Source organism: Methylobacterium sp. 275MFSha3.1 (genome assembly GCF_900108435.1).
Lineage (GTDB): Bacteria > Pseudomonadota > Alphaproteobacteria > Rhizobiales > Beijerinckiaceae > Methylobacterium.
On the sequence record NZ_FNWP01000026.1, the window covers coordinates 59,858 to 76,919 of the forward strand.

10 protein-coding genes and 1 tRNA gene are annotated in these 17,062 nt (G+C 52.8%); 1 reads left to right on the plus strand and 10 read right to left on the minus strand.

Translation table 11 applies throughout. The features are described from left to right. Positions 1 to 762: 762 nt before the first annotated feature. Positions 763 to 2,910, plus strand: a complete 2,148-nt coding sequence (locus BLW78_RS25265) for a phage/plasmid primase, P4 family (RefSeq protein WP_139307739.1) — start codon at positions 763 to 765, stop codon at positions 2,908 to 2,910. Positions 2,911 to 3,772: 862 nt separating this feature from the next. Here BLW78_RS25265 and BLW78_RS31040 read toward each other — a convergent pair. From BLW78_RS31040 to BLW78_RS25320, 10 genes are all read right to left on the minus strand, one after another. Continuing rightward, a complete protein-coding gene (locus BLW78_RS31040) occupies positions 3,773 to 4,714 on the minus strand; it encodes a hypothetical protein (protein ID WP_139215693.1) in 942 nt (313 codons plus the stop codon). Positions 4,715 to 4,899: 185 nt separating this feature from the next. Further along, positions 4,900 to 5,820 (minus strand): ADP-ribosylglycohydrolase family protein, encoded by a 921-nt coding sequence (locus tag BLW78_RS31850; RefSeq protein ID WP_244527051.1) that lies wholly within the window; start codon positions 5,818 to 5,820, stop codon positions 4,900 to 4,902. Continuing rightward, complete coding sequence (locus tag BLW78_RS31855; protein ID WP_348272467.1) at positions 5,821 to 6,492, minus strand: cyclin-dependent kinase inhibitor 3 family protein; 672 nt, start codon at positions 6,490 to 6,492, stop codon at positions 5,821 to 5,823. 347 nt (positions 6,493 to 6,839) lie between these two features. Beyond that, positions 6,840 to 9,992, minus strand: coding sequence for a metallophosphoesterase (locus BLW78_RS25280; RefSeq protein ID WP_091682851.1), 3,153 nt, complete (start codon positions 9,990 to 9,992; stop codon positions 6,840 to 6,842). Positions 9,993 to 11,688: 1,696 nt separating this feature from the next. Beyond that, positions 11,689 to 11,763 (minus strand) — tRNA-Thr (locus tag BLW78_RS25290). Between the two features lie 833 nt (positions 11,764 to 12,596). Then, a complete protein-coding gene (locus BLW78_RS25300; RefSeq protein WP_091682821.1) occupies positions 12,597 to 13,715 on the minus strand; it encodes an acyltransferase family protein in 1,119 nt (372 codons plus the stop codon). A gap of 981 nt (positions 13,716 to 14,696) precedes the next feature. Then, positions 14,697 to 15,353, minus strand: coding sequence for a class I SAM-dependent methyltransferase (locus BLW78_RS25305; protein WP_091682823.1), 657 nt, complete (start codon positions 15,351 to 15,353; stop codon positions 14,697 to 14,699). A gap of 350 nt (positions 15,354 to 15,703) precedes the next feature. Further along, on the minus strand, positions 15,704 to 16,081 hold the full coding sequence (locus BLW78_RS25310) for a hypothetical protein (protein ID WP_091682825.1): 378 nt from the start codon (positions 16,079 to 16,081) through the stop codon (positions 15,704 to 15,706). A 64-nt stretch (positions 16,082 to 16,145) separates the two neighbouring features. Beyond that, the gene (locus BLW78_RS25315; protein ID WP_091682827.1) at positions 16,146 to 16,475 is read right to left on the minus strand and encodes a hypothetical protein; all 330 of its coding nucleotides are present in this window, start codon (positions 16,473 to 16,475) and stop codon (positions 16,146 to 16,148) included. 104 nt (positions 16,476 to 16,579) lie between these two features. Then, the gene (locus BLW78_RS25320; protein ID WP_007567202.1) at positions 16,580 to 16,945 is read right to left on the minus strand and encodes a response regulator; all 366 of its coding nucleotides are present in this window, start codon (positions 16,943 to 16,945) and stop codon (positions 16,580 to 16,582) included. Positions 16,946 to 17,062 lie beyond the last annotated feature (117 nt).

The following is a 17,062-nucleotide window of genomic DNA, read 5'->3' on the forward strand; positions in this document are numbered from 1 at the left end:
CCCACGGGCGCGAGGCCCGGCCTCGGCGATCGAATGTCGTGGTGCCGGCGGAGGGGATCGAACCCCCGACGAACGGTTATTTCACCGTATTTGCACCGTGTTCTCGAAGGTCAAATCGACTGGGGCAAGACAACCCGACAACCGTACTGTGTGAGAGTTAAGTGTGATCGTCAAGAGGAACCTAAGCCGGGCATCTGAATCGATCTGGTCAAGCCATCGCATATATTCAACGGCTAACCTCCACAATCGATCGAAGATGTAAGCACACATAAACATGTTATAGCGCGCGTTGCATTCGAAATTGGAAGAATTTAACTGAACTAGAACGAGAAAATACGGCCGATAATACGGGACTAAGGCGCGCAACCGAAAAGAGCGTGCCGCAACCTGAAGGTGGATGAAGGGCGGTAAGCGAGTGTGTTATTATAATTTAGCACGGTCGGACCAGATTTCTCGATTGAAACGAGAAAAAACAAAAAATGCCGTGCCTCTATTATTGTTTTTCTCGGTTAGACTTGTAAGTTCGTGAACCTATGGTATAATGACGGTGTAGACGGCCTATATGTCACTATTATCCGATCATACTTCGCAAAGTTACTTGACATTTTTGGCGAATCATCGCATAACTAAAATCACAGTCGACTGCATCAAGCCGGCGCCCTGATATTCCTGCGGCGTCATTCAACTACTACCATTATTGCAAATATCACATCCGGGCCAAATCGTCCGAATGATTTCGCATGACCAAATTAGAGTATCTACGTGACATTTAATATTAAATCAGAAACCTATCGCTACATCCCTCTTGTCGGCAAAACCAAGCGTCCATTGCTGTCGGATTGGCCGAACAACGGTGTCTCGCTGCATGAAATAGATCAATTCGGCGCCATTCCAGAGGCGATCAATGTAGGTCTCCTAACGGGAACCGCATCGTATGGTCTAGTCGACATTGACCTGGATGGCCCCAATACGATTGCTGCCGGAGCATTGTTGTTGCCGGAGACCAATATGGTGATGGGTCGCAATAGTCGTCCGGCATCCCATTATTTCTATCGCGTCGAAGGAGATACCGCGTCGCTTCGCCTGAAAAATCCCAACGACGGCAAAACCCTGGTCGAGTTTAGAGGGAACGGCTGTCAAACTATGATGCCCCCGTCGATTCACCCCGACGATGGCGAAATGGTGCGATTCGAAGAAGGGAAGGATGGTTCGCCCACCCCATGTGATCGCGGCATCCTACTCACGGCTATAAGACAGATTGCAACAGTAAGCTTTCTGTCTGCATTCTGGATCAAAAAAGGTCGGCACAAACTGGCAATGCAATTCGCCGGTTTATGTGCTTGCAGTGGGGTTGATCGCAAAGCATGTGAGAAAATCATAGGCACTCTTTGCTCCATTACCGAAGATGAAGAAAGAGAAGATAGGCTGTTGGCGATTGCGACTACATATAATCGATACGAGACTGAGCGAAAAGTTGGATGGAAGTCAGACCTCATTGATCTTTTTGGATCGGAGAAAGCTATCGTATGTCTTATTGAATGGATGGAAGGCGATGGATCCGTACCATCACAGGATGACCGGGGCCGCAATGTGCAAACGATCAGTGTGGTTGTAGACACCAACACGGACATCTCGACGGCCGAAGCGTTTCATGCCTCTACCAGCGAAACTATTATCTACGGCGAGTATTCCGAGAAGTTCTACAAGAGAAATTCTGGTGTGCACGATCCGATCACGGTATTTGAAGTGAAAGGCGAGATTATCGATTTCTTAAAGACACCAACTACCGGCAATGTTGCGAATGATCCAATCAAGCTTCGAGCGGCACAATCCAATGCTCGGATCAACGCGGTTCTTGAACTTGCAAAGACATTTAAGCGTAGAGATGATAGGGGATTTGACCGTCAATCTTATCTGTTGGGAACGCGGAATGGTGTGCTTGATCTGACCATGATGAATTTAGTGGACCCGAACGATATTGTAACGAAACGCATCGGGACCGACTTCAGGCCAAATGCAGAATGCCCTCTGTTCTCGAAGTTCATCGGAGAGATTTTTGAAGACAACCCTGAAGTCATTCCTTACCTTCAGCGAACAGTAGGATACACTCTTACTGCCAGCGTTGAAGCCCAAGCCATGTTCATTCTTATTGGCACGGGGGCAAATGGCAAATCGGTGTTTCTGAACCTTTTGCAAGCATTGATGGGCGATTACGGAACGTCTCTACCTCCGCACTCTATCATGCAAGCGAAATTCGGGAACGATAAAACGGACGATCTTGCCTCGCTTGACGGGAAAAGGTTTGTCTTTGCTACGGAAGGTGAAGCAGGAGATCGATTGGCCTCCGCGAAAGTGAAACGCATGACCGGTGGGGATATGATGTCGGTCAAGCGCCTGTACAAGGATTATTTCAATCTAAAACCTGAGTTCAAGATGTGGTTTGGAAGCAATGAACTACCACGAATTGCCGGAAATGATGATGCCATTTGGCGACGGTTGCATTTGATTGAGTTCAAGCGGGCGTTCACGCCAGCAGAGCAGGACCCTAGACTTCTGGAAAAGCTAAAGGGGGAATTGCCGGGCATTTTGAATTGGGCGCTTGAAGGCTTGCGTCAGATTGGAGAGATGAAGGGCGACTTTCTTGCTCCACCTGAGTCGGTCCGCAAGGCGCTGAACGCTTATCGTAATGAGAATGATAACGTGAGGGAGTTTATCGAAGAAGCTTGCATCCGTGATGGCACCAGTCGTGTGATGGCTGGCGAACTATACAACCACTATGTCGCTTATTCGAATAACAGTGGCGTCGAACCATTGAATCAAATTGCATTTTCTAAAGCATTGAATAATTACGACATCGGTATTCGAAAGCTGAGCAAGGGCAATGCACGAACCGGTATACGACTGAAATAATAATTCCGGGGCTTCGCTCCCGTCGCTTCCCTTCGGTCGCGATTGGCTGACTTAATAGCAGTGGAGGAATGGAGGCTTGTTACCTAACTTCCTATATCCAATAATTATTTTTTATTGGAATTTAGGTAAGTAACATCCACCCTCCACTCGGAAAGAAAGAGGTGAAGGCATAAGAAACACAATAAAAGCTGGATCAGCAATGTAGAAATTAATCCCGCCCAAGCCCCAAATTCGGCAAGCGCGATGAGAATTTCACGCAAGATTTGAAATAAATGACCACGTAAACACAGAATTTCCAATCAAGTTATTACCATATCATCAAATAGAAGGCATTATTGAACATACAATGAAAAATTTCTCTTTTTCGGCGTCCAGCACCAATAGCGATAATAGCTATGTTCTGCGAAAGATGCTCCGTCGTGGTTCCGAGGAGGCGTATTATCGTTATCGTTTGAATGATGGTGAAAGGTCCTTCGACTTCAAGCGGATGTTCTATCATTTAGAGGATATTATCGACGATTTTGATAGTATGTTGGACGACAAGGATAGGGTGAAGGTCGAGTGCCGCATTACGATAATTCGGGCGATTCAGATCTGCCAGGACCTATTCGCCTTGGACTACGCCGAGACGGTTGCCGATTATCGTAATCTGATGGCGTACCTGACTCGTGACATATGCCCGGTGTGGCAGAGGGCGATGGTATAGGCCTGACGCAATGGACAGGGGGCATTGAGCGTTTGATGCTCCATAGTCTGTTGCCTGGTTATGTTATTTTTCTTTTGATCTATTCCGGTCTCGCTAAAACTGTTCCGCTATGTTGCAGCTTAACTGATCTACGGATTTGATCAAAAACAGCCCCATCTAATCATCGTTCAAAGGCCCGAATGGATTTAAAGGATTTAACCCGAACAATTGAAGTTTTGTGATAGACCTATCTACGGCTCGATTGACTAGCAAGGCTGTGTTTTTTGGTCCACCGGACTCTTTGCTCTTTTCGGGAAGACTGAGACCGACGATTAGCTGGTGTTCGTCTCGCCGTGAAGCGCCAAAAGCGAGGTTAGCATCTCGGAATTGGTAACCTCTACCAGCAGGAGTTGCAGCAATTCCTGTGCTGATTTCTCCCGAAACAAAAGTCGTAAATTTTATTGTATCTACAAAGGGACTCTGCCCAGACAATTCTTTCAACGGCCCAAGTTTATTGGTAAATGCGATTTCGAAATAGGTCTGAAAAGTTTCATCTAATCCAATCCGACCAGCAATTGGATATTCGAAATTCTGATATTTAAATTTTGGATCATATTGCTGCACGGGGTCGCAATTTTCGAACATCAAGTCTACAATATTTGTCGTGATCCGGAAAGTTCTAAAGTTTTGCCTCTCTTTATTGTCGGACAGCTTCAGCCCAACAAGATTTAGGCCTGTGGTAATTGGATTGCCTAGATTTGTACCGCCACCTAAATTGTTACTCTCTGTCATTCGAAGCTGGAAATCAAACACGGCAATTGTGTCGTCGAATAGCCCAAAAGATTTGCGCTGTATCTCGGGTAGGCGACTATAATCTTTTAGCAATCGAACGTTGCGCGGATCTCTATCTATCAAATTGGCGATTTCAAGTCCTCTTTCATTCTTATCATCACGAAGTCTTTTTGTAATCGCGGCAGCGACTGCACCTTGCGCTTCACATTTTACTCTCTCGGCTATGCGGTAGGTCGAGAAACCAGTTACGGTATCTGGTATCGGCTTTATAGAACAGCCGCTACTTACAAGGGCTGCCAAAACTAATGAAATGTGCTTTCGTGCCATGGCCGACGCTCCAATATTGCGCCAGATAAGCATATAAAGTCTCGAATGCTGTTGCAGTTATGCAACTATTAACAGGTAGTTAATGCGGTCGGATTCCTCGGGAACTACTACTTCGATTTCATCCGAGGCGTGTCGAGCCGGGCCATAGTGTAAAAAGCAGTTAAGTCTACGCCATAAACCGATGATCACGGTACATTAGTTAGGCGGAAACTGGCATCGAACAGTCGATCCGCTTCATTGGCTAATCGTGCATTCCAGGCCAGCCGCGCGAACCATTCCTCGGGGATGGAAGACATCCCGTACGTTGCCCCTGCCAGCTGTCCGGTGATTGCCCCTACCGTGTCTGCATCGTCCCCAAGGTTCACTGCCAGGAGGACGGCATCCCGAAAGGTGGTGGTCTCGGACAGGCACCAGAAGGCGCTTTCAAGCGAGTCGATCACATAGCCTGATGATCGGATGTCACCCCGAGCCTTCCCGCGCCACGACCCGTCCATGATGGCCTGAACCCTCGGACAGAATGGGCCGTAGGATTCGGAGAGAACGTCCGACAACGGCTTTCCTCCGATAAGCGAGACAAGGACCGTCGCTAGGGCTTCGCTCGCGTCCACTGCCTCCTCTGCGCCGTGGGTCACGTAGCTCTGGCGACGAGCGGCATCCTTCAGGCGGTCGTTATCGTTCCAGTAGCGCAAAACCAGAGGCGCCAAGCGCATGATCGAACCGTTTCCAGCGGTACGGGGATCAACAGGCCCCGTTACCGGATTGTCTGTGCGCCGATACGCTTCCAGGGCCTTCCTCGTGGTGATCCCGATATCGAAACAAGAGCCCGTGCACGAGTTCTCGCCGAGTTCGTACCAGCGGCAGAACCGCTCCATGAGATCTTGTTCGTTCAGACCGTCACAGGCCAAGAGGGAATCAGCGAGGCACAAAGCCATCGCGGTGTCGTCCGTCCATTCGCCAACCTTCAGGTTGAACGGACCACCACCAACCATATCCGTCACGGGCGGCTTCGTATCTCGTATCTCGAATTCAAGGGTGGTTCCGAGCGCATCGCCAACCGCAAGGCCAATGAATGCTCCTAGGGCACGGTCACGTACGGCTTCAGACATTCAGACCCTCTGCCCAAGAACGTAAGCTTCCTGTGCCGGCGTCTCTATCGCTCCTGGCCGGACAGCGCGGACCCGTTCAATCGCCCTCGAAGGTTCCTCGCCCACTATCGTAACGAGCCTAGCCGCGATCATCCCCGCCCGACCAAGGCCACCCCTACAGTGGACCACCACCGACTGTCCGTGACGTAGCTGCTCCACGAGGCGAGGCCCTATGGTGCGCCATGCCGCATCGAAGGCCTGACGTGGAACGCTGACATCAGGAATCGGGGCATGGTGCCAGATCATGCCCGCATCCCTTACAGCCTCTGGCAAGCCTCGCACATTTAGTAGGTCGAACTCGTGGGCTTCCAGAAGGGTAAGGACCGACGAGGCTCCCCAACCTTGGATAGCCGCCACATCAGCCTGTAGGTCTCGCTCCCACGGTCCACCGGCTGACGTGTGATCCACCTTGCCGGGACAAATGGTGATGCCCACGCGTGCTTTGTTCTCGCCAATAGAGAGGGTCGCGATCTGTAGGGGATGTGTAAGGGACGTTCGAACTTGATAAGGGACCTTGCAGCGGGAATGTGAACCGAAAATAGCTTGACCGACGTGCCATGTATCGAACGCTGCCATGTTGCCCCCCCCCTTGCGAACAACATATATCATAGCAACGCCATATCCAAGACACATATCTTAATTCTTGGTACCGCGTTCATCATTGCAGCAAGTGGCCTGAAGGAATAGCCGACACTGACCTTAATGACGATTTACAATTTTTGACAGAAACAAAACATGTAGTTTAAGAGATGTGCATTTGAAGGAACTTTTAATACTGATCTGAATGTGGTAAATTGCACATCAAAAAAGGCCGATATTGCACGGTCAACAAAATCTTTTAAATTATTGCATCGCACATTTTGTGAATATAAACGCTCCCATAGGATGGCTCCTAAAGCGGGAATAGTACGATTGATGGGCGACCTACTAGTCGAAGGCCGCCCATTTAATAGGTTGTTCAAACGCGGAGTATTTGTGGTTCAGCGCTTGCCAAGCTTAAGCTGCAATCTTTGCTGCTCCATTCCAGCAATTATATTGTTCTTTGAAGCGATCTGCTTTCCGCGAGGAGTGTTGTTCAGCTGGATGAACGAATTTCCAACTATATCCCTAATCTCTGCCAACTCTTCTTTATTCAACCTAAAGCGCACCGCTACTTCATATAATTTTCTCGCGAGCACATGCTGAAGAAACTGACTATCTCCCATTCTCTCGCTTGCCTTCTTAGCGACTTCAGGCAACCCGGGGACTCCTAAATCGGCTAGGATCGACATGCGCAAGAATTGTCGTGCAGCCGGCTCCTCCTCTGATCCGATCCCGTCTTCGATCTGCAAACGAAGCTTCTCGGTGCCAACAAAGACGCTTGCCATCCGTGCAACCGCTATCGGCATATAAAGAGTTAAGCGTCGAGCCGTCTCTCCAACCGGTAAATCATCACCTAATGAAGATCTATAAGTTACTCCGTTAAACACAACTCGCTTTCTAACAGCTAGCTCAGATACAATATCCATCGACATTGCTGTAAATCTTGCCCAGCCTTCGACGGCACCGGTCAGTAATCTTCTTTTATCTGCATCTTTGATTAGCTCCATATGTTTGACCATCCCACTCAGTAATAAGAGATGGCCAACCCATTTCTCTTGTGGCGTATTGAACCTCTGCCGTATGACTGATTGTGATTGTTCTTGGTCGTGTAGATCGGTGCCTTCTGAAAGTTCTTTTCTGAGACTGTCGATCTGCTCAGGTGTTTTGAGATGACCGCGCAGGGACGTAAGTTCCTCTTCGGTGGTGGTTTTCATAGGAACTGCCAAATCGCGGAAGAAGGCATGCACGTCTTCGAGTTTGTCGACCTTATTAAGTTCTTCAGTCAATTTCAAAAATTTGATGTGAACGTCATCTATCTTTGCTTTGTCTCTTCTGTTTAATGCCGAATAGAAACCAATCTCGTTTATAAATGCAAGATAACGTGAGTCATCAAATATGTAATCTTTGAATTCCGGCGAATCTGACATCCGTGTTGCAGCAAAAAATTCGAAGAACATACGCAATCGGAAGCGGATACGATCTCCATGCCGTTCCAAGATGCGTGCTTCGACAAAATAATTTACCAAGTCGGTAGCAGTATATCTAAGACCATACTCTTTCAAGTATGCGATGCACCATCCAATCAAGTCGTTTTCCGTTGGATCATACTCATCTTGGCGGGTCATTATCTCCGCCACATTACATAACAAATCTACTTTATTCCGGAAATCAAACGTCCCAGGTAAGAGTTCCCTGGGCGCGTATTTTTGCAGCAACATTTCTATATAGCGCTCGATCAGAGATGCCTGATTTAAAACTGTACTATCAGGCTCTTCACGAATGATTTGAATCAAAAATGTGCCGGTGACAGCCGTAAGCGGCACGTTTAGCGCACTCGCGTCGCGGATCACTCGTTCAACCATTTGGTCGACCTGCTTGGGATCCGTTAAGCCGTGGTTTTCCACTAAGGTTTGCAGGTGACCCTTACGGAATGGCCGCATCCGAACGCGCGTAAATGGAATATCAGGAACGATTTCGGGCTGCAGGGCCGCTGTTTCAACGAAAGTAGTGCTAGTCGCGAAGATATATCGGCATTTAGGGTAATTTATAACAAAGTCGACAAGCGCCTTCTTTTTCTTGATTATATTGAAATCCATATCGTCGACAAGAATAGTTATGTGGCCGCCTTCGAGTAGCGAGTTAGCGCTGATCTCAAGATCCGGCAGTTGATCTTTGACAAGCTTATCAATGCTTTTTGACAATGTCTTAATAGAGTTAAACTGAATAACGACAGGGACCGCCCATTTCGGCACAAATGCAGACTGTTGCGCAATCCGATGAGCGATCTGGTTTAATAGCGTTGATTTGCCAGACTCAAGTCGTGCTGAGATAACGTAATTAAGTTTCGAGCTTATTATGTCGTCAATTGAAAAAGTTTCTACTCGAGAACCGATGCGTGCTTCGCCTTCAGTTCTAAATGGTATCTCGCGGTCAAAATCTGGGGGTACGAACAAATTGTCCGACGGGCTATTCGATACCAAGTTAGCGCACTTTTCAGAAAGATGTGGCAGCAACTTGGTGACACGCCATCTTTCAAGCATATGCAGGTCAAACCCAGGTGTTAGCGCGTCAAAAAAATGTTTCGCTGACTCGGAAGAGTAGAATACTCCATCATCGCCGAGATCTTCCGCTTTAGAGAACCCAAGACGGTGCTCGAACCATCTTCTGTATGCTATTCTTGCGTGGCCCTCTTCCGGAGCTATATTGATTAATCCGTAGCCGTTCCAATAATTCCGACCGCAATATAGCGCCCCGCTTTGGACGTGAAGAAAGCCCCCGCTTAACAGCTGAGATTGCCTGGGGGAGACATCATGCAAATGTCCACTTAGATAGCCCAAGGTTTTTCCGGCCAAGATTCTCTCGAATATCGATTGATTGTCGTCGCTAAACCAGCTTGGCGGATGATGGCCGACAACAAGAGGAACTATTCCGTTCGGGACCTTATCTAATGACGTTACGATTGTTTTCTCTGAAACAAACAATTTTCCCTGATCGGCAAGTTTATCTATGATACCACCGGCACACAATGTCGCTGTATTGAATACAACTATCGCCAGCCCCAGATCTCGAATGTAATATACCGAAGAGAAGGCATCTGAATAAGTGCAGTTTTGATTTGATAGCGCACCCGCGAGGCTGTTATACTCATTGAAGGCTTTCGCGACGTAACTCTGGAATGCTCTGTCTTCTATCAATTTATTTGCGCCACTATATGTCCATGCTGAACTCCTATAATCTTCCAGCGCTGGAATATTTGCTCCAACAACATCCCTATTGATATCGTGATTGCCGGGGCAAATAATTAATCTGTCTTCAGATAAATCGAGCGCTTCCATTATCTTGACTAATAGATCAAAGACAGGCGCGTATGCTTCTTCAAGAGCCGCTCCAAGAACTAAGTCACCTGAAAATACAATCAAATCGGGTGCGTCGGAGGTGAACCGCAATTTCGCGATGTCCGTCATTAAGGCACTAATTATTCTTTCTTGATCCCAGGCGCACGGGTTACGCAAATGAAGGTCGCTTAGATGAAGTATCTTAACCGACTTCATGGAATCACTCGCCTAGAGATTGGTCGCGAATGATCGCTCGGATCAACTCGCGGTGACATAACGAGGTATGATGGCCGCAACTTCACGTTGGCGCAAGGCTATCGTTAGATATTTGTTCGAACTCGTCGAAAGTTTGTAACTAGTTGTCGCGACTGGCGAAATGGCATCGATAACATTTGTTAACTCTGCTTCTGGCCATCGGAGCAATGCATTGCCATAAAGCGATTGGCAACTCGAAGGTAATCGACGTAGATTGCCGAGTTACACGTTGGTCAAGCTGTGTCGGTGTACTTCAATTTGTACTTTGGAAACAGCTTCATTGCGTCAGCTAGCATCGTTAGGGTCGGTGTTTCGTATCGCCGGCCTACCGATGCGACGCTATGACCGGTGATTGCGTCCCGTAACCGTTCTTCGATCCCGGCTCCGAGAGCGCGCGTCTTCCACGTATGCCTCCAACCGTGGTTCGGATGGACGCCCGGATCGAGCTTGACGGTCTCGCGGACCCATCTACCTAGCTTATGGCTCTGAAGCTCTCCGGGTGACGTGGCCGACGCGCTCCTGTGACGTTTCTCGTCATAGAACAGTGGGCCGGGGCCGCACGCTTCCACGAACGCGAGAAAACCCTGTTCAATGAGGTGGGGATGGATTGGTACGGAGCGAGGTTGGCCCGTCTTCGTGATCCGCAGGTCCATCACGGGTATGCCAGCCTCAAAACGTATGTCTCTACGTTCCAGGCTCGTCAGTTCACCGATCCTCGCTCCTGAGTAAGCGGCAAGCCATGGACACCACCTTCGGGTCGCACTGCGGGGTAGGTTCATCGAATCGGGAACCGTCGCAGATGCCGCTGCCAGGATCGCTACGGCTTCGTTCTCTCGGAATGTTCGTTCGCGTCCAGGCGCTATCTTGGGCCTATCGAGCGAGACGCCTGATGCGGGGTTGCCCGAAATCATCGAGCCACCAGATCGCCCTGACGCCCAACGAAAAACCGAATTAACGGTGGCTAGATCATTGCGATTGATTGCCTGGACGGAGATGCCTTCGAAGTCGCGTCGCGTTTCCGCCCACGAGTACATGTCGTCGGTTGTCAGCGTCCGAACGTCACGCCCCTCGAAGAACCTCGATAGGGACCGAAAGCTGCCACGGTACCGTTTGATCGTGTTCCGTGAGCGTTTGTCGGCATTGTAGGTCGCCCAGCGTTCAAACAGGTCGCCTACGGTCAAGAGGAGTTCTGTGCTCTCCGCTGTCCCTGATGCGGGGCGAGGCCGGCACTTGGGTTCTTTTGCGATATTGCCGATGGCTGGACGTAGGAGGGCAGTCTCGCGCGCGCTAGACCCATCGTTTGGGGTGTGTGTGATCATCCCAGTTCGGTGGGCGTGCCAGAACCGCTTCAGCACACCATCGGCAATCGCATGACGGACCTTGGCTTCGCGTAGGTCTTTGGTCCGCAGAGATGCCTGGACGATAGAGCCGACAGTTAACGAAGCCGACGCCTCCCCGATGGGAAGCGTAACGGATTGGCCCCTTAGCCGTAGGAGCAAATCTGAAGGTGTCCGCTGCCGAAGGTGATAGACCCCGGACGTCGGGTCCTTCCACGGCCGGGCGATTCGGATAGGCAATGTGTGACACCGCTGTGTAAGAGTAGCGGCTGTCTCGCCCTTATCGTCGACCTAACCTGTTGATTTCATGGTGAATTTCATGGTGCCGGCGGAGGGGATCGAACCCCCGACCTTCGGTTTACAAAACCGCTGCACTACCGCTGTGCTACACCGGCAGGCGCTCTGAAACCATTGAGAAAATTGGCGGTTTCGGTGCGTCAGAGGCGCTTTTGACTACGTTTGGGGGCGCTTCGTCAAGGCACACATCTCGGCACGTTCCGTTCATCGTGCGTGCGCGCAACCCTTGGAGTGGGCCGAAGAAGGCCGGCGCCCGAGCGATGCGGGAGGCGGCACAGTTCATGGCAAAGTCCACGGTTTGGGAGTGAATGGCCAAGGAACCCTCGACTCGCCGAGCTGCGCGAGACCGCGAGGTTACCGATCGGGCGATCCGCGCCGTGGTCGTCGCGGTGCTGGCCGACCGCGCCGGCAGGACCTACCCGCTTCCGAAGGGTCGGCACCGTGACATCACCGCGACCATTCGACAGAACACTCGCGCGGCCGTTGCGCGCGCCGCCCACAAGCCGGCTCGAAAGCGCAACATGGTTCGGACCGCGATCCTGCTGGGGCACCCGATATAGGGATGAGCGTGATAGATCCGGGTGCTGCCCGAGCGGCGACCACCGAACGCGTACTGGAGCAGTTGAGCGGCTTCGCGCAGGGAAGCGGTGTCAGTGGTAGGGTCGCCTGCCAGATCATCGAATGGGTGATCGCCTCCCCAACCGATCGCCGCAGGCGGAGACCTGTTGGCAAGGCGTGCACGTGCATCCTGATCGCACCCGGGTAGCGGGGTCGACGACGAAACCGCTCGCGACTTGTAGCGGCTTCGCTGGGAGGGATCGTCCTGACAGGACAGGATCCAGATATCTAGAATGTGCGGTTGATACTGAATTCAGTTTTTGATATTCCTGTTGCTTCCCGTGTGCAGCATACATCTAAATTGACGAGATACCTATCTGCTCTTCAGGTCGAATGCGATACTGTTTTTACATGTATGAAGTAGTTTTCCGCAATAAGACATGCACCAGCTTTCGAATTTCATCAACGGACCCCGAAGGGGGAGTGCTCTTTTCTCAATGCAATGCCATGAAAAATAGGCAACCGAAATTATTATCGGGGTCGAAATTAAAAAATTAATCCACCACTGCCGAAGATCCGGAAAAACTGCAGACACTGCCTGTTGTATCGGAAATCCATACAAGAAAATGCCATATGAATAATCTCCGCTTGTCACAATTGCGGACCGTGTCGGATTCCGCATCCCCAAATAGATAGTCACATAGGCGGCAGGAAGTGCGGAGAGGGCATTGAAGATAGGAAGATAAAGAAACCCAACCATGGCAATGGCGCATGCGAAGAAAATCGGGGCGCTATATGGAACTCGATCTCTGACCCGATAGAGGTACGCGCCGTACAGAAAGGATAAGACAAGCACAGGGCCGCGAACAGTCCCTTCGTCAACCTGCGTTCGCGTATAAATGGTGATCATGACTAAGACTTGCATCACCAGGCAGCCGAAAAAAATCAGTTTTTCCGATCTGTAGAAGCCGATTACATAAAATACAGATATCAATATGTAGCAATACAATTCGTAAGGAAGTGTCCATAATTGCGCGTTCACCTGCGTAGTTGGATTATCAGTAAAGACGCCGGGGAGATAATACCGAACGACGCCTATCATGTTCAAAGTATAGGACCAGAAACCTGGATCCGTAAAATACTTTGGGAGCGGGTAATACGTGAACAGCGCTCCAACGATCATCATTGCTATTGTCGATTCCACTGCCAGCGCAGGGAAGATGCGAATTAGTCGAAGTCCCAAAAACCCGACGATCGTTCGAGAGCGTTCTAGACTTCCGGAAACGAGGAATCCGCTCAGTGCGAAAAACATGGGAAGTATCATGGCCCATATTGGACGCGAGGGTCCCAAAATGAGCCATCTTTGAGCTTCTATGCCATAAGAAACTATCACAGTGTGCCACAACACTATCATTGCGGCGAGACCAATTCGCATATAATCGAAGCCGGATGGCCGCCCTTTCGTCAGAAAGAGGCGTTCACTCAGAGTCATCGTTTCCGTCCCTCCCGGAAGCCGGGATTGATATCTTAATCCGGATCGTACCTCCGAATGGGAAATTTGGATATTATAAAGAAGATTACGCTATTGAACGTATCACCATATCCGAATGGCTAACATGTGTGGGCTTCGAGAAGGCGTGATGCCCAGATTCCTCGACGGCCATCGATATTGCAGAGCGTACCGGGATCCACTGCCGTGCGCGCGCCTCGCTCGCTGCACGCGATGGCTCGGTCGGAGGCCTATGGCTAACAATCGGCAATGCGCGCCTGAGCTGGAGTCGGCGGCACGTGGTCGGTGATACGACCGCTCACGCGTCAGTCACCGGCAGATTGCTCACCTGCGTCGTGTCCCGCTGCGTACGAATCGACAACTTGGTGTTCCAGTCGTGCCGACTGACCCGCCCCGCGCACCGGCACCCCTTAAGCAGGGCTTGGTCGGGCCGAGGCCGATGGAGGTCGGGACCTCGGTCCAGGCCCGCACCGTGGCGTGCGGGTGTTGCGCGCACTCGACCTTCGAGCCCAGTGCCGCGTCCGACAGGTCGGGAAGCTCTCGTCGACCGGGTCGATCCCCATCTGCGCGGGCAGGGTTGGTCCGACCCAACGTATCCCCGTCGAGGGTGAAGTTCGTCGAGGGCGCCGCTCGCGCGAGCAGCAGGGGCTGTTGCCGTGGATCAGCGCCACGGCGCGGCCGCCGCCGCCGATCCGGTCGGGGTGGCCTGGCCTCCGAGGGAGGGCTCGCTCGGACCGGCAAGCCGCCAGGTCAGCCCAGGCATCGTCCGGTACTCCGCGCGTTCGTATAGAAGCGTAGAAGGCCTCCGATGATCGCATCAACGCGAAGCCCGTTCGCCGTTGGATGCGCGCGAAATGCCGTATCGCTTACATATTCCCTGCCCGTCATTCCGTTCACCGCTATGCGTATGCCGAGCGGTTGCCAATGTGTCAGAAGCGATGGCGATCTCCGGTGCGGATCCCGCTAGACCTCGAACCAGAAGCCGGCACCCTCGTCGCACATGCCCTCACGATGCATGTACTTGATCGGAGCGATAATGTCGGACGCAGGCTTATAGTAAAACATCATGGCGACAATGTATTGCTCGTTCCAAAACAGCCTGTCGCAAACCTCAGGATACTCATATGGCAGATGGATGTCGTGCACATGCACGATCACGCCCGGCCGGAGAAGCGGGTAGATTCGCAGGAAGAAATGCGTCGTGTCGCTGCCATAGAACAGGAGATGGCTGCCATCCAGCATCAGCACATCGCCATCCTTCAGCGATTGAAAGTAGGACGGGTCGACATCGAGAAGGCCGTCAGAAATCCACTTATCCGCGATGTCGCGGACGCTTGAGCGCGGATTGGAGTCGATGCCCTCGATCTTGGTGTTGAGCTTGTACTTGCCGATTGCGCGGCGAGCGAATTTCGTACTGTTGCCGCCTCCGACCTCGACATACCGGGCCGGCTTGCGTGTGGCGAGGACAGTCGTCAGGGCCAATGCGTCGCCGTAGCTGAAGTAGCCGTTCGGCAGGAACGGTGTCCGGCCGTCGAGGTCGCGGTCAACGACGTCCGAGAAATCGGCGAATTGCTTCATGTCGTCGGCGAACGTTCTGAAATGCCGGCTCTTGCGCTCCATGCGTTCGAGCAGCCAGGAATATGGCGTTCGATTCAACTCAGTTTTGACAACGTGGTCGCTGTCGAGAGAGTAGCTAGGCCCGGATTTCGATATCCGGGCATGAGCACTCGTCCATTGGTGTCATGCGGCACCAACGTATGGGCGCCCTGGAACATGTCGAGCCTTGGATGTGATATCTTATCAATAGTTTCGTTAGTCGGCACAGGCGTACCGGTTCAGACCCGCCGCCACCGCGTGGGGGGCGCTGAGAACGGAAGGTGGCGGGGCGCGCGAGACAGATACTCGGTTCGCAGAAACAGCGTACAAGCGCCGCTCAATCCGAGCCGCGCCAGGATCTGCGCCGCCGGCCCTCAATGGCCCGAGCGGCGGATCAGACCCTTGAGGCGCTGGTCGGCGGTGTCGAGGCGGTCGGCGATGCCGCGCCGGATGCATTTGCCGACGGAATCGCCGGCGTAGAACCCGACCGTCTGGTCCTGGTTGCGGCAGGACTGGACCGGCGGCCACGCCACCACGCCCGCCACGACCAGCAGCACGACCAGGCAGTCGACGACGAGCCAGCCCTTCCAGCCGAGCCGGAAGCCGCGACGCCGCTCGGGCGCCCGGTTCCGGCGCGGGGTGCGGTGCGCGCCGTCCGGGCCGACCCGCGCCATGCGAGCGCGGAAATGGGCCTCCTCGAGGGCGTCGGAGGCGCGGCCGGACGAGGCCGGGAGGAGCGGGCGGGTAGACATGGCGGCCTCGCGGAGGTCGGTTCGGAGCGGATCGGCGGAGCGCGGAAGGGCCTTGAGCGGGCGCTCAGTCGATGAGCCGCTTCAGGAGCGCGAGGTTGTCCTGGATCGACAGGACGTTGCCGAGCATCTCGGTACGGGCGCAGGCCCCGGCCCCGACAAGACCGAGCCAGCCCGCCGCCGGGCGGGCGCTGCAATCCGCGAAGCTGCCGTACAGGAACAGCCCGGCCGGCACCGCGAGGAGGGCGAGCTTCGTCGGCGAGAAGAGCCGGCCGACGACGCCTCTGCGCGGCCGCCGCGCGTCGCGGTCGTCGTCCCAGTCCGTGTCGTCCGGCTCCCAGCCGTAGCGGTCCGCCTGGTACGCCGCCGCGTCGATGTCCCGGTCCCGGCGATACATGGCGTTCCGTGCTCGGTCTGATCAGTCGGACCGAAGATGCCACGCTTTCGTGAAGCTCAACCTAAAAGCAATGTTTAAGTTCTTCTGAACCGGTCTCGCCCGGCTCAGGCGGCGAGCGCACGCCTCACCGTGGCGCGCAGATCCGCCAGGGAGAAGGGCTTGGTCAGCACGTCGGTGACGATAGCGTCGAGCCCGCGCGCGCGCTCGCGCTGATCGGCGAAGCCGGTCATCAGCAGGATGGTCAGGTCGGGGAAATCGCGCTTGGCGGCGAGGGCCAGCGCGATGCCGTCCATGAGCGGCATGCGGATGTCGGTGAGCATCAGGTCGAAGCCGCCGTCGGCCTCGTTGAGGCGGTCGAGCCCGTCGCTGCCGTCGTTGGCCGTGACGACCGCGTGCCCGTCGATCTCGAGCCCCCGCTTCAGGAAGCCCCGGACGGTCTCTTCGTCATCCACCAGGAGGATGCGCGCCATGTGGTCCCGTAACCGTCCCCGAAATCCGCGCGCGCCGCGTCGCGACGCCGCGCACGCTCAAATGTCGACAGACGCAGACGAATTCTCCGTCTGTCAAGTCGTCGCAGGCTGAATTGT